Source organism: Gemmobacter aquatilis, from assembly GCF_900110025.1.
Taxonomy (GTDB): Bacteria; Pseudomonadota; Alphaproteobacteria; order Rhodobacterales; family Rhodobacteraceae; genus Gemmobacter; species Gemmobacter aquatilis.
In genome coordinates this window covers 1-13,720 of sequence record NZ_FOCE01000006.1, presented here as the reverse complement: position 1 = coordinate 13,720, position 13,720 = coordinate 1, and the positions used below count along the sequence as shown (strand labels likewise).

At 59.3% G+C, this 13,720-nt stretch carries 9 protein-coding genes and 2 pseudogenes; 2 read left to right on the top strand and 9 right to left on the bottom strand.

Translation table 11 applies throughout. The annotated features are described in order from the left end of the window. Nucleotides 1-15 precede the first annotated feature (15 nt). The 3 genes and pseudogenes from BMX43_RS20500 to BMX43_RS11500 all read right to left on the bottom strand — a co-directional run. Nucleotides 16-402 (bottom strand): annotated as a pseudogene (locus BMX43_RS20500) (hypothetical protein); the annotation flags it as partial. Between the two features lie 101 nt (nucleotides 403-503). After that, on the bottom strand, nucleotides 504-1,844 hold the full coding sequence (locus tag BMX43_RS11505; protein WP_091301512.1) for a phage portal protein: 1,341 nt from the start codon (nucleotides 1,842-1,844) through the stop codon (nucleotides 504-506). A gap of 5 nt (nucleotides 1,845-1,849) precedes the next feature. Continuing rightward, entirely contained in the window at nucleotides 1,850-2,386 is a 537-nt protein-coding gene (locus BMX43_RS11500; protein ID WP_091301510.1) for a hypothetical protein, read from the bottom strand. 264 nt (nucleotides 2,387-2,650) lie between these two features. Between BMX43_RS11500 and BMX43_RS11495 the strand changes: the two genes are divergently transcribed. Both BMX43_RS11495 and BMX43_RS19515 read left to right on the top strand, forming a co-directional pair. Then, nucleotides 2,651-2,941: a hypothetical protein gene (locus BMX43_RS11495; protein WP_091301508.1), complete on the top strand. Its 291-nt coding sequence runs from the start codon at nucleotides 2,651-2,653 to the stop codon at nucleotides 2,939-2,941. A 143-nt stretch (nucleotides 2,942-3,084) separates the two neighbouring features. Beyond that, on the top strand, nucleotides 3,085-3,543 hold the full coding sequence (locus tag BMX43_RS19515) for a hypothetical protein (RefSeq protein ID WP_139201574.1): 459 nt from the start codon (nucleotides 3,085-3,087) through the stop codon (nucleotides 3,541-3,543). Between the two features lie 246 nt (nucleotides 3,544-3,789). On the opposite strand, the gene BMX43_RS11485 is transcribed toward BMX43_RS19515, so the two are convergent. From BMX43_RS11485 to BMX43_RS11460, 6 genes and pseudogenes are all read right to left on the bottom strand, one after another. Next, on the bottom strand, nucleotides 3,790-5,547 hold the full coding sequence (locus BMX43_RS11485; protein WP_091301504.1) for a phage terminase large subunit family protein: 1,758 nt from the start codon (nucleotides 5,545-5,547) through the stop codon (nucleotides 3,790-3,792). Next, on the bottom strand, nucleotides 5,537-6,064 hold the full coding sequence (locus BMX43_RS11480) for a hypothetical protein (protein ID WP_091301502.1): 528 nt from the start codon (nucleotides 6,062-6,064) through the stop codon (nucleotides 5,537-5,539). The genes BMX43_RS11485 and BMX43_RS11480 overlap by 11 nt, the downstream gene beginning before the upstream one ends. 216 nt (nucleotides 6,065-6,280) lie before the next feature. Beyond that, nucleotides 6,281-8,683 (bottom strand): phage/plasmid primase, P4 family, encoded by a 2,403-nt coding sequence (locus BMX43_RS11475; protein WP_091301501.1) that lies wholly within the window; start codon nucleotides 8,681-8,683, stop codon nucleotides 6,281-6,283. A gap of 416 nt (nucleotides 8,684-9,099) precedes the next feature. Beyond that, complete coding sequence (locus BMX43_RS11470) at nucleotides 9,100-11,685, bottom strand: DEAD/DEAH box helicase (RefSeq protein ID WP_091301499.1); 2,586 nt, start codon at nucleotides 11,683-11,685, stop codon at nucleotides 9,100-9,102. Nucleotides 11,686-12,289: 604 nt separating this feature from the next. Next, a pseudogene (locus BMX43_RS20205) lies at nucleotides 12,290-13,351 on the bottom strand (DNA methyltransferase); the annotation flags it as partial. A gap of 103 nt (nucleotides 13,352-13,454) precedes the next feature. Beyond that, nucleotides 13,455-13,720: ATP-binding protein (locus tag BMX43_RS11460; protein WP_175482096.1), on the bottom strand; the 266-nt coding region annotated here is incomplete at its 5' end.

Sequence of the window (13,720 nt, the reverse complement as noted above, 5' to 3'; positions counted from 1 at the left end):
TTCAAGCAAGCGCCAGCGCGTTGCCGTCTTCACTCGGGTTCCGTCAGGGTCTCGGGTCTCGCGCCATGCGAGAACTTGGTATCCGGCTGAAACGTGGCGAATGACGCCATCTTTCACGCGCTGGAAAATCGGTTCTATGTCGTCAGCTTGCCCAAGGCGCAGGGTGGCGCTGACGCTGGGGCCGTCGACCACAAGGCCGGATGCGCGCCCGACAGTTTCACGGGCGGCTTGGCGATGATCGGTCAGCAACGGGAAGTCGTCGCTATCGCGGTATTCAAGCCCGATAGGATCGAGGATTTCGAGGTATGGCCCTTTGGCGTCACGCCTCCGCACCGGAGTCGAGGTGGCGACCACAGCCCGGAATTCTCGGCTCTTATCGTCCAGATCGCCCACGCGTGGCATGGCGCGGAAATGGCGTTCGCCTGCCGTGGTATCAATCGGTTTGGGCGCGGTGATGATCGTGGCTTTTGCTGGATTTCCGGTCAGACGGTGAAGCGGTTTGTTCATGCTTTACTGCCCTTTTGTTCAACTGACTGTTGAATGAAGCTGAGGCCCATGGCGGACTCCCGCTGACGATCTGCCGCGATTTCCGCGTCCAGCTTTTCGATGCTGTAGCCAAGGCTTGCCACGGCCTGACGGCGTGACATGAGACCGGCCCCCATCAGGGTTAGTGTGGCTTCCGCATCTTTGGCTGGATCAACCCAAGGTTGGGCTGGCGGGATATGCTCCACTGCAAACAGATCGTCGTTTACATCGAGGCCATGTTCCAGCGCGGCCAGCGTTGCGACACGCCGCCAAACAGGATCGAGGAATGCCGGGACAAGGCATTGAAACTGATAACGCTCGATGCGCTGGCGGAACGAGACCAGAGCGGCCCGCAAGGAACTGTAGTTCGCTTGGTTCAGGTTCCCATCAACGAGATGCACGGGCACCCCCACGCCTGCGGCGATACGCCGGGTAAGGTGCGCCAGAAACTCACCGGCTTGTTGCGATTGCTGCGGCGCGACGGTGGTGACTGTGTAGTTTCCCGGAAGGCGAAGAACCGCGCCCGGTTCAAGTCCCTGGCCATCCTGCAATGGATCATCGCCCGTCAGATCGTTCTGATTGGTCAGGATCACCGACAGCAAGGCGGCAATCTTCGTTTGCGTGATCAACGCATCCTCGGTTGCGTCCAGTTCCGACAATGCCAGCAATACAGGGGCAAGGGCGCTAACGCCTCGCACCTGTCCCGGCCCTGAAGGCTGGAAGATGTGAAGTGCATCTTCGGCGGGCACAAAGATTGGTGGTGCGTATTGCCCGTTCAGGCCATCAGGGCGGGAAGGGTGAATCCAATAGCCCGTTACCCCTGCGTCGTCGTCCAGTTCAACCCCGGCAACCGCCGAGTCTGTGGTTAGATAGGCAATTTGCTCAACAGGCAGATGCAGCAGCTTGGCACCGCGCCATAGCAACATGCTTTCGCCGTCGATCCGCTCAGAGCGAACCGCAGCGGCTTGCAGGCCCCAGAAGTCAGTCCTTCCCGACGCATCGGCGCGCTTGGCCCATTTGGCGAAATAGGAGTCCAGGATCACCCGAACGGCTGGGTCAGGGTGCTGGCTCGTTGGCATTATGCCGGGGCCGATAGCTGCATCCACCCATGCGCCGATTGCGCTGGCGGCGAGACTGTTGTTCTCGGCAGCATGGCGGGCGCGACTGCGGATGCTGGGGCCTGCCGCCACCGTTTCCGCGCCATAACCCGCGAAACGGCTCGCCCCACCGTTGAACCGGCGCGGGCTACCAGATGCCGCATCATAGCGGCGTGTCTGGGCCGGGGCAGTCTGGCGGCGGAAAAGGTCAAGCAGGCCCATGCGGATCAGCCTTTGAGGAAAGGCAGAATTTCCGCGATCAGTGCGGATGCAGGCAGACTGAACCGGGCGATTTCCGCTTTCGGGCCTTTGCCGATCAGGCGAAGAGCATTTTCGGCGTGTTCGCTGCGGGGGTGATCCCAGTCGGGCTTCACGATCACCGAACGGTCAACGCACATGATGACATGGACGGCAAAGGTCTCGCCCGCTGTCACGCGGTCAAGCGCCTCTTCGGCGTATGTCACGCCTTTCAGCATACTGTCTGAAATGCGCTTCTTGCGCTCACCTGAACCACTCAACCAACGCGCTAGAGCGTCAATCGTGGTGCGGGGTAGACCGAATTCAGCGGCGATCTGGGCCAGCCTGATCGTGACAGCGGCGGCGGGATCATAGAGGAATGCCCGCCCGACTTGTTCGGTCGGCGGCAGGAAATGGCGTTGCGTCAGGTTGCGCAGGAATTTGTCAAAGGCAGGGTGATCTTCGTCAGAGATTCCGTCGATACGGGCGAAGCCTGCGGCAATCTCGGCAAGGGTTTTCAAGGTCATGTCGGCTACTCCGTGGCGGTCTTGCCTCTATTACTCTAATATGAGTTGTAAAGTCAACCAGGGTCCACTACAATGACTGCACCAAAGTTCGATTGGCAAGAACGGGCGGGGGCGGTCTACGGATCGGCCCCGCCACCAAGACACTGCCGGGCGGTCTCGTCCTCCACCGAACACCTGGCGGTTGCGCGCGCCCGAGCCGGCTTTTACGGGGGCAGTGGATCGGGGGCCTTGTCGTTTTATATAAGGACAACAGAGGACCGCCCAATGACAGCCAAGATTGATCGCCGCTTTGCAAAACGCTTCCCAGAGCGGCAGTGGTGGCTACGGCCTGCCACGGCAGAGGAACGCCTTGTGCAGTTCCGTGGGCGCTCAGTTGAAGGCTGGCATCCGTGCCTTGTTGTGGGCCGGAATGGCGACAAGTTCATGTCCATGCCGTTCTATGCATCCAGCCGGGAAGTGACAGACATTGACGACGATGATGCTGCAGCAACTGCGGCTAGCGTGGGGAGCGCGCTGCTGGACGGCGCTATGCCCTATGTCGAGATTCGGCGATGACACGCAAACAGCCATTGCGTAGAAGTGCGATTGCCCACATGCTATCAGCGCAGTCTGCCGCGACACGACAAGAATCATCGGAAGACGCAAACTTTTTGAAACAGATCAATTACTAGGAAAAAATGCGTCTAAAAAAATTCCTAATGGCTGGCACCATTGCAACCGCATTAACTGCTTGTGTCGAAACCACTCCGCAAGTTGTCTATGATGAGCATACAAATCAGACGGTTGTATTCTCACGCACTGTTGATGCCTACTCAGGCCTTTTGAACTTCGTAAAGGCCCGGGCTTTCTACAATAGAGATGTTGGATATGGCGTGGAAACGCTAATCTCTAATTACGGCTGGATACACCCTCAAGAGGTATGGAGTTTCGGAAAAAAATTTCCATATAAGAACACTACTACCGATGTTGGAATGTGCGGGGGAGCCGGAGGTTGTATAACAACCGAGAAAGGTCTCTTTGTTCTGACCGAAGCACAGTTCAAACAAGCTGCACAAACGGGCATTGAGTTCAAGATTATCGGGGCAAAAGGCTCATTTGTGGGGAAGATTTCTCCCGATCAGTTCGCTGAAGTTCTGGCGCTGATCGGGAAACAGTGACCTTGAATAAGTGGCGATGGTCGATCCGCCGCCACGTCTACTACTAGAATGTGACGCGCATTGGACCGACTGGGGGCGGCGGCGGCGAAATTTCAGCAAACGAAAACCAATCCTTGTGTTGCGTTTGCTTTGTATCAAGCCACCGGCAAAGCGCTTTATCGCCATTGATTTCAGATACGGTCATCCTCGGGGAAATGCGTCCTTTCGGAACCACAGTATCGCCGACACTGAAATTGCTCACTTTAATCACCCTCCAAGCCATTTGCTTTTAATCACGACAGGCGGACGCTTGGGTGCGGCCTGACTCGCCAGTTCCTCGGCCCGCCTGTCAACACTCTGCCCGATAAGGTTGCGCACGGCCACCGCATACACGCTTGCGTCAAGTGTCTCGGCGCGCTTTCCCTTGATCCGCTCGAACCGGGCTTCCGGCTTGCCCCGCACATAGCGCACCACGCGCCGCTCAGATGCGAATTGCTCATAGAAGATGGGCGGCAGGGCTTCACCAAAGCGGATGCCCTGATTACGCCCAACGCGGGTGAAGAGCGCGGATTTCGCGGCATCGACACCCACAAGCCATAGATGCTGGCCCTTGGTCGCGGAACGCTGGAAAAGCGCGCGTGAGAAGCCCGCAACACCTTTGATCGGCACGACACGCCGCCCGAAACGGGGGCGACAGAAGCCCATGACGGTTTCGAGGTGCCCGCCGTCAGACGAGTCGACCGCGCAAGCGTCAATCCTGATCGTGCCGCCGTTCGGGTGCTGCCAGGTCTCTTTCAGCAGGGAATCCACCTCCTGCCAGACGGTTTCGCCGTCGATTGGCCCCCAGAAAACGCGGTGATCGAGGATCAGCCAATCGGTTTCCGTGTGGCCCATGATGACGATTTCCAGCCGGTCGTCCTGACAGTCGACTCCTGCGGTCAGCCAGAGGATTTCGGGCGGTAGCTTGTCCAAGCTGAAGGGTTCACGCCGGGCGAAAAGTTCGTGTTCGTCGAAATCTTCGCCCTCGACCTTCCACGGCTGGCCCAAAATGGTGTTTGTGAACACTTGCAGCGTCTCGGGCGCGCGCTTTGCCAGCAGAAATTCCGCAGCCAGCTTGCCCCATCGGGCGTTATGGTGCGGGCTGATCAGGCAATTCACGGCAAAGCCCGCATGACCCTTCACCTCGGGCGCAGTCGCCCGCCAGCGGCCTTGTGCGACCATCTGCGGCTTGAACCGCTCTTCCACGACACAGCCCGCGACAGGGCAAACCCAATGGGCGGAATCTGGATCGCCTTCTTTCCATTGGATCGACGCCCAAGTGATTTCACCGAGTTCACCGCATGACGGGCAGCGGCATTCATAAACCCGCTTGTCGCTTTCGGAATATAGGCGCGAAATCGGCCCGAAATCGAACACGGGAGTCGAGCCAGCCAAAATTTTGCGGTCCTGGAATGTAAGGGTTCGCATTTCCGCCAGTTTGATCGGATCGCCTTCTTGGGTGATTTCGTATCCGTCGATTTCATCCATTGCGAGAAGTCGCGCAGTATGGCGGCGCAGGTTGCGGGGCGACTTCGCAGCAAGAAATTTGAGACTGCCGCCCGGAAAGCGCCGCGCCAGCATTGTGCTGCGCCCGGACTCGTCCGCATCGTCAGACATGAGTCCGCGCAGATCGGGCGAGGCTTCGAAGAGGCCTTCCAGTTCAACGCTGAAATCCCTTGCATCGTCGGCAGTGGGTTGCAATGCGATGATCGGAGCGGGGGCGTTTGCCACAAAATGCGCAATCGTGGCGCTGAGCCATTGCGTGTAACCGATCCTTGCTCCTTTCAGAATTGTAATACGTTCGATCTCGGGATTTTCGATTGCCTCGCACCAGCCGCGCTGGAACGGCCAAAGCTGCATTCTGCCTGGCAAGGCTGACGCGCTGGCGGGAATGTAGATCGTGGACTCGATCCAATCGGCAAGGGGCACATTGGCGGGGGGTAGCAGGGCTTTCAGGGCATTGCGGCGGACAATCTCAATTCCCATGGGCTACACCTTCCAAGGCTGTGCGGATCTCGTGGTCTATCGTCGCAATGTCGGTGGCGGTCAGATGCCCCAGCGTTGCGCCACAGCGGGAAGGCACTGCCAGCAGCGCATTGCGCAGATCGCGCAGCAGGGATGCCCATTCACGGGTGACGGCATCGGCGGGCACCAGTTCGCCACGCTCACGGGCGACGCGGGTTTCCTCCTTGTCGGCCTGAGCGCGGGTGAGCCGCAGCTTTTCGGCCCGTAGGTCGTCAGCATCACCGACAGCAGACGGTCGCCCCCCAGAGCGGGAAGCGACAGAGCGCAGATGCTCGATATAGCGCCCAAGGCTTTCGGCCACATCATAGCGCCCGCGTCCGCTGCGAACGAACAAGCCTTCCCGTGCTTTGGTGCGAACTTGCGACAGAGAAAGCCGCATCAGCGCCGCCATGCCTCTTTCGTCCATTTCAATCGGCAGGGGGGCAGGTGTGTTTTCGTGCGCGGTTGTGCCGAGCAAATCGTCGAAATCATCATACATCGCAGGATTCCCGATTCCGAAAAATCTTGTGAAGAGAAATACCATGCGGCTCAGCGGACCCCGCAAGGCGGTGGCGGCGGGAAGGAACCGAGTCACATCTAGTCACATCGGTTCCGGTTAGTTGCCCTATGCACGCGCGCGCATACGCGTGCGTAAGAGCGTTCATGCGGAATGGATGTGACCAGATGTGACTCAATCTGTTCGCTTTGTTTGATTTCAGTGGGTTACGCACTTCTCACCCTCCGTCACTTGGGAGTGTCCAAGGTCGTCGAAATTGTCGCTGTGATCAGGCTGGGGGGCGATGCGCAGGCCCTTCCATCCCCTGCCACGAATACCGGCAGCACGATTGACAGGAACAAAGCCGCGCTCTCGCATCCGCTGCGGGAAGTCACCACGCTTGTTCCCCGGCTCTTCGCCATTCTGGCGCGCATACCATGACCACGAGTCAAACAGGTCTTCGGTCGTGGCGGCATATCGCGCGCCAGTCTCGCACCGATCTCCAATCCAGTTAGTGAAGGTGTCCATTTCGTCTAAGTATTCGGCGGTCGTTTCGCGCATGATCGCGGGCCGGATCAGCCCATTGCGCTGCCAATCCAGACAACCCTGAGTTGCCCATGACAGGATGCCCGAAAACTCTTCACGTAAGGCATCCTTCAGGCCATGGTCAGGCTGGTCGGGCTTCTGGTCAAAGGGCATCACGTTGAAGCGGCGTTTGATCGCGCCATCTACATTTGCGAAGGCTGGCTTGTTGTTCCCGACGACAACCAGCTTCAGTTGTGGCTTAAATTCGAAATCATCCTGCCGCATGAATCGCGCGGTCATGGTATCGCCGCCCGTCAACTGCTTGATACGGTTCTCAGCCCAAGCGCGGCCCGCCTCCGTCTCACTTGCATAGGCCATGCGCGCGCCATGCAAGCGGGCGATTTCGGTGGAATGTCGCCCGTGCTTCTGGGCTGTAATTGTCTCTGTATCAACCGCAGTGGCGTAATCGCCCAGCAGCGCGGCCATGGTGTTGATCGCGGTGGATTTGCCGCTACCGCCGATACCATGCACAAAAAGCAGCGCCTCTTCCCGCGTGTCGCCAGTCAGAGAGTAGCCGAACCACTGTTGCAGGAAGCGGATCGCTTCGGCATCGCCGCCCGTGGCGAAATCGAGGAAGGCCAGCCAGCGGGGGCAATCCCGCAATGCGTCGAACGAATCCAGCGGAATAGGTGCCGCTGCCGTTGTCTTTGTGATCATTTCCTCTTGCCGGGAGTCCCGCAGCGCACCCGTGCGGAGATCAACGGTGCCGCCAGGTGTTCCCAAGAGCCAATGGTCGGAATCCCATGCGTCAGCCGTGGCGGCGAATGCGCGATCAGCTTGGGCAAATCGTTCAACGGCAGATGCAAAGGCAGCTTTTGCAAGGTTTTTCGCATCCTTGGACAACGGATCAGCGGCGGCGCGCTGGCGCGCCGTCTCACGCGCCCAGTTGAAGGCAAGGCGCGTCTCTTCCTTCCGCCAGTGGGTGCCCGTCCAAACATGCCAGCGGCCTGACGAATGGCAGAAGCGCAGGCGGTCTGCGTGAACCTCTGTGAACGCCCGTGCTACGCCGTCTTCGGTCATAGCGAAGCCCATCAGGTCAACGCCCAGATCCTCAAAGTCATCTTCTGTGGTGTCAGTCGGACGCGTCCGTTCCCATGCGCGCTTCACCTGCCGCGCATCCTTCGCCCATTCCGCAAGGTCGGGATCTTTACCCAATTCCGCGCGATAGCCGGTCAGATCCATACCCGCGCGGCGGCAGTCACCGGCCACCTTGAATGCGCGACCTGAACGTGACTCGTCGCGGCCCTTGTCGTCACCATCTGCCTTACCCTTCGCACCCTTGAATGCGGGGCCTGCATCCTCAATCAGCCAAAGCAGGGTGGCGCGATCAACGACAGTCACCGCGCAAGGGCTACCGGCAAAGCGTAGATCCGTAACCGCGAAATAGCGCCCGCCCAGATGTAGCGCGATTTCCAGATGGGTGCCGCGCGACCAAACCTTAGACCATTTGGTTTTCATTACTGTCCGCAGCGGTTCCAGATCGTCGGCGCGGTAGTGGAAGAACACTTTCACGCCTTGCCCGCTGGGGCTGACCTCAGCATAGGACGCAAAGCGGTCAACGACAGCCTGCGCCCACGGCTCCAACACGCGCGTAACGGGATCATAGCAGGAGTCGAGGTCAACGCCGCCCAAGAGAAGATCAGTGTCACCGCCAAGGAACACCCCAGTGCCTTTACGCCCGTCAGTCTTCAGACGTGCGGCTACATTTCGGGCTTCGGCGCGCGTGATCCATGTTGATGGGTCATCGGACGCCGAATTATCGACAGTCGTGCGATAGGGCACTTTCGTGACGCGCCCGCCACGCGACTCTTCGCGCCACGCCGTCCAGATCGGTGCATCAGGGCAAAAAACCGGGGCTGCGCCCAACAGATCGTCGAAATCATCCGCTTCTTGCGCAACAGGCGATGCTGCGGTATCTTTTTCGGTAGGAATGCTTTCCTGTTTGAATTCAGAGCCGTTGCGGGGACCAGCCGCAGCGGCTCTTACTTTTTCAGGGCCACCCAGCATCTCGTCGAAATCGTCGTGTCGCAGTTCCATTTGCGCGTCCTCTCACTGAGGCCCCGCAGGCGGTTTGACAAACGCCAGAAAATCCCTTGGAAAACAACGGAACGGTTTTGTGCCGTTTGACAGCGCAAGTGATTGATTTCACTCATGTCTGGCACACCCTTCGGCTCCGCCACTTGCCCCAGCGAAAGTGTTCTCCCGATCCTGCTGCGGCCGGATTTTTCCGTTGTTTTCGGGGGTTATGCGGGAGGGGCTCTTAACCGGCCCACGCCCGGAAAGGTGCACGGGCGTTCTCTCCGGGCCGATATTCTCCGGACCTGTTAACCGGACACTTTCCGGTTATGCCGTGTAAGTGTCCGTTTTTGTGATATATTGCGCCCGCGCTGACACTTAACCTTTGGAATGGCACACGCCTGCCGCGCGCCGCTCAAATCGAAAAAAAGAACGGCTCAGACCAAGTAGTCCGACGCATGCGCCCCCTCATATAGCGCCTTGATGGATGCGGCAGCCAAGACTGCTGCACGCGTTGCCGCTTCCTTCAGGTCAAGGACCCTGAATGTATCGCCGATCTTCGCGACCGCATCTATCCGTCTATACTGGTCGCCGAAGCGTTCTGCATACTGGGCAAGGCCCTTCAACTTTGGGATGGCATCACCGAACTGGATGCCGTGCGGATCAACGATGTCTGCCGTGAATGTGCCGTCGCCTTGTTGACCAAAAAACACGAAGTCTGGCCGCACAATCTTCGGCTCCCCGCCATCGTCATAGATGATCCCAAGCGAGTCCTGGCTGGCGCGCGACGGGTTACGATACCATGCGACGGTGCCTGAACGCCCAAGCTCAGCTCGGACCACTTCGCCCTCCCAGGAATTGAAATCCTCGGGGAACAGGCCCTGCTCATCACAGAGAAGATGTCTCTCGAAGGTCGGGAGGGGTGTTTCGGTGCCGTTCGCCTCGCGGATTGTGGTCGCCTGCATCCATGATGTCGGGCGAGCAAGGTCCACATCCATCGGATTGGCGCTCATCTCTCTGATCTGGCGATAGACGTCCTGGCGTTCGTCGGACAGATCCTTGATCTCGACGCGGAACCGGGTGAGCCACTGATTGGCGAGCTTCTCGGCTTCAGCCTCGAGCGTTTCACGAACCTGTGGGACCAGGCCCAAGGCTGCGATACTGACATGCGCCTCCATGAGCGCCGTTTCCATGTCGTCGGTTTTGCCTTCGAGCCGAGCGAGGTAATCGCTGTATGTCGTTGCAAGATCGGGGCTGATCGCCCGACCGGCACGGCGGTAGGCGTCCTCGATGACGGCGTAGTCAGCCTCTTCTAGAAAGTCGTCGAAGGTCATCGCGCCGCCCTTCAGGTCGGCTTTCAGGCTCTTGCCCTCGACTGTCATGACAGATTTTCGGGCGGCCTCAATTTCGGTCTTGTAGCGCGCGCGGATGCCGTTCAGCACTTTGTGCATTTCTGAATGGGCCAGCTTCCCCGCATCTGCCAGCAGGCCATCGACCGCCAGCTCGTGTGCGAGAGAAGTCAGCCGCTTTACAGGGCGCGCATGCCGCTTCGGCAGTGTCTGTGACGGAAGTGCAAGCAGCTTGTCCCAGACACCCTCGGGGATTGCCGGGTTAGGCTTCAGTTCCACCGGGTTGATCAACACGCGGCGGCCGGGGAGATCGTCGCCTCCATCCCCGCCTGACATCAGCGCCTTGGCGACGTCCTTGACCGATGCCTCGTCGAAGAACGGCAGAAGGCAGTCCACCGAGTTCAATCGGTCATTGCCTGGGATCCGGCGCGCAAGCGGAGTGCGCACCATCCGCCCGAGAAGCTGCGTGATGTGCGTCTTGTCCCGTGCAGGCCGGAACGAGACCATGACTTCGGCGCGTGGGCAGTCCCAACCCGTACTGATGGCGTCCTTCGCGATCAGAACCCGGACCCATGTCGAGTCCTGCACCCGTTCGGGTGAGATGTAGGGCACGCTGTGGCGTCCGAAGGTCTGAGTCGAGTGTTCGCCAAAGACGTGCGCCACCGCATCTTCGGGCAACTCCGGCCACTGGGTGAAGATCGTGTCCAGAGCCTTGCCGATGTCATTGTGATCCGGCGCATTCGGCACCTGCAGCACCATCAGCGGCAGCACCACACCGGCATCGCTCTGCTGTGCGCCATATGCTGCCCATGCGGCAGAGATTTCCTTCAGCTTGTCGGTGCCACGCCGCACCAGCACGGTATCGAACTGCCCGGCCTCCTTAGGCACGTCGAGGATGATGGTGTCCTTTAGCAGACCTGATGCCTGCACCTTTCCCGAATCCACGACGACGTTGGGCAGCGTTGCGCGTCCCTGCATGTCGGACATGGCCGCGTTGAACCGCTCGACCGTAGCGGAGATGCCCCAGACCACGGGAATGCCGGGCACAGACCCCGAACCGTTGATCAGGCGCTTGACGATGGTGGTTTTCTCGCCCGCACCTGTGCTCGCGCGCATGCCGCGATGCGCCTCGTCCAGCACGAGGTAAAGCGTCAGGGCCGGATCGTCGATCGTGTTCTGGATCGTGTCCCAGATCGTCCAGGAGCGGCTGTCCGGCATCGGCAGAGGCGGCGCGTCCGGGTTTGCATGTTCGTCCTGATCGCGCCCGCGCACGAGAAGGCTCGATTTGCTCAGCTTCTGCGTGTTCAGGAAATAGATCTTGCCCGGTTCCAGCGCCTCGCGCTGAAAGGTGTTCTGCACAACCACCAGGTCCGAGATCGACAGCCGGTCCGATGCTTCGAGCAGCCGGTACCGCGACTGTTCGTTGAGCGACGGATCGTCGCTGAACCAGATCACCACGGCACCCGGATCGGGCTCGATGTCGTAATTGTCGTCACCGTGGAACAGCGCCTCGAATACTGCCGCCGCCATGACGGTCTTGCCCGCGCCCGTGGTCGCCGTCAGCGAGAAGGCGTGCTTGTCCCCGTCCTCGCGCCAGCGCTTCGACGCCTTCTTGAGGTTCACCAGAACCTTGCCGACGGCCTCTTCCTGATAGTCCTTGAGGGTAAACTTCATGGCTCAGCGGCCCATCGAAAAGCGAAAATTGGAAAGGTAGGACTCGTAGAGCCTTACCGGCTCGACCCCGTCCGGCAGCGCGCGGGCCACCGCCTGGAAACGGCGGTCGTCGTCGGTCACCACATAGGCCACCCTGCGCGGCTACGGCGTCGCAGAAGGCGCCTGCGCGGTCCAGGTCGACCAGAAGCCCATAGGTATCGGCCACAGCCCATCCATTGGCGGGCAGCTCGTCGATCCGGCGCCCCTCCGACCCCGCCCGCATCCACAGCAGGGGGGCGATGCGCTGGAAGGCGAAGTTCGCGCCGACGGCGATATGGGATTCGTAGGTCAGCGTGAAGAACTCGGCGTTCTCCTCGAACCCCTCGGCCATCGGGAATTCGTCGGTGAACTTGTAGTCGCCAGCGATGTCCTTTCCCTCTGGCGTCTTGCCGGTGATGGCGGCGGCGATCCGCGGCTTGGTGATGTAGTCGCAGATGCCCCACTTCTCCCAGTCCGTGTCACCCGGACGCAGGCCCGCCTTGCGCAGGGCCGCCTGTTCGTCGGCCTCCACTTCGTTGTTGGTGACCGAGATGCACTGCCGCCGCCCGCCATCTTGACGGTTCAGCCGCATGACGGCATGGGCGGTCGTGCCGGAGCCGGAGAAGAAGTCGAGGATGGTGGCTTGGGGTTTGTCGGCGATAAAGAGGCGCAGACAATCCTCCACAGCGAACAGGCTCTTGGGAAATGGAAAGGCTCGTTCTCCGATCAAGCTCTTGAGGAGGTCTGTTCCACAAATCTCTGCATTGTGTGATGGCCGTGCCCACGTTGATACCGGCATTTTGATCTTGCTTGACTCGTATCTCGCGATCACGCTGCCGTCTTTCCCGCGCCCAAAGACCTTGGCTCTTCCAGTTTCAATGTCAGCGATGCGTCCCGAAGTCAGATACGAGATCTCGTATTTTTGCGGCTTGTCGGGGGTCGCCCTGCCAACTCGCACATACCCCTTTGCCAGCAAGTCATTCAGCGATGGGGCAGTAAGGCCCCAGTTCATCTCGGTGCCGTCGTCTCTAATCGGAAAAACCGCAACGCAGTTCGGCAAAGATGGTGCTAATGATCGTTCGACCCCGTGCTCCAACGGATCACCGACCTTCTCGATCTTTCCTGAGCTGTTTATGTAGATCGGATAGAACTGCCCCGTTCCGCCCTTCTTTGTACCTCTCGCAGACGAAAGATCACTGCGGCGCAGTGTTCTCCAACTGACCGTCGCCCCGGCGCCAAAATCGTCGTCCGGCTCACCAAGAGCCTTTGCCGAGCCAAAGGATAGGAAGAAGAGATATTCCTCGCACCGCGCGAATTCGCCCTGACGGTACTTCCCACGAGGGTTGATCACTGAAGTGATCATTTCCTGTCTTGCCTCGGGAAAAACCTGCTCGAGAAGTAAGGCAAGCCTCGAAAACTCCTTGTCGTCGATAGCAACAACGAGGACGCTATTCTGTGGGTTCAGAAGTTCACCTGCGACCTTTAAGCGCCGCTCCATCATCGCAAGCCATTTTGAATGTCGGTACAGGTCGTCTTTCTCAACGTAGTCGTTGTTGTATTTCCAGTCGCTGGCACCTGAATTGTACGGCGGGTCGATGTAGATGGCGTCGATCTTGCCGCGATGGGTGTAAGTCAGCGCCTCGAGCACATGGAAGTTCTCGCCGATAATAACCGTGTGTGTTGATTTCCACCCAGAAGTGACCCGGGGTTTTCATCGAGAATTGACCCGCCTGAAGGTTATGTTCTGCGGGTTATGCTGGGGTCAAGGCATGCGTGGCCTCCCTTTTCGTTTTGGCTACTGCTGAGCTTGCCTTGAAGCGGAAGCTGTCGTTTCCGGTCTCAAGGATGTGGCAGCGGTGGGTAAGACGATCAAGCAGGGCGGTGGTCATCTTGGCGTCGCCGAATACGGTTGCCCATTCGCTGAAGCTGAGGTTTGTAGTGATGATGACGCTTGTGCGTTCGTAGAGCTTGCTCAAGAGGTGGAACAGCAACGCCCCGCCCGAGGCGCTGAACGGCA

Excerpts from the sequence above, each read along its gene's own strand:
- BMX43_RS11505 (WP_091301512.1), bottom strand. The coding sequence starts at position 1,844 with ATGGGCCTGCTTGACCTTTTCCGCCGCCAGACTGCCCCGGCCCAGACA.
- BMX43_RS11500 (WP_091301510.1), bottom strand. The coding sequence starts at position 2,386 with ATGACCTTGAAAACCCTTGCCGAGATTGCCGCAGGCTTCGCCCGTATC.
- BMX43_RS11495 (WP_091301508.1), top strand. The coding sequence starts at position 2,651 with ATGACAGCCAAGATTGATCGCCGCTTTGCAAAACGCTTCCCAGAGCGG.
- BMX43_RS19515 (WP_139201574.1), top strand. The coding sequence starts at position 3,085 with ATGGCTGGCACCATTGCAACCGCATTAACTGCTTGTGTCGAAACCACT.
- BMX43_RS11485 (WP_091301504.1), bottom strand. The coding sequence starts at position 5,547 with ATGGGAATTGAGATTGTCCGCCGCAATGCCCTGAAAGCCCTGCTACCC.
- BMX43_RS11480 (WP_091301502.1), bottom strand. The coding sequence starts at position 6,064 with ATGTATGATGATTTCGACGATTTGCTCGGCACAACCGCGCACGAAAAC.
- BMX43_RS11475 (WP_091301501.1), bottom strand. The coding sequence starts at position 8,683 with ATGGAACTGCGACACGACGATTTCGACGAGATGCTGGGTGGCCCTGAA.
- BMX43_RS11470 (WP_091301499.1), bottom strand. The coding sequence starts at position 11,685 with ATGAAGTTTACCCTCAAGGACTATCAGGAAGAGGCCGTCGGCAAGGTT.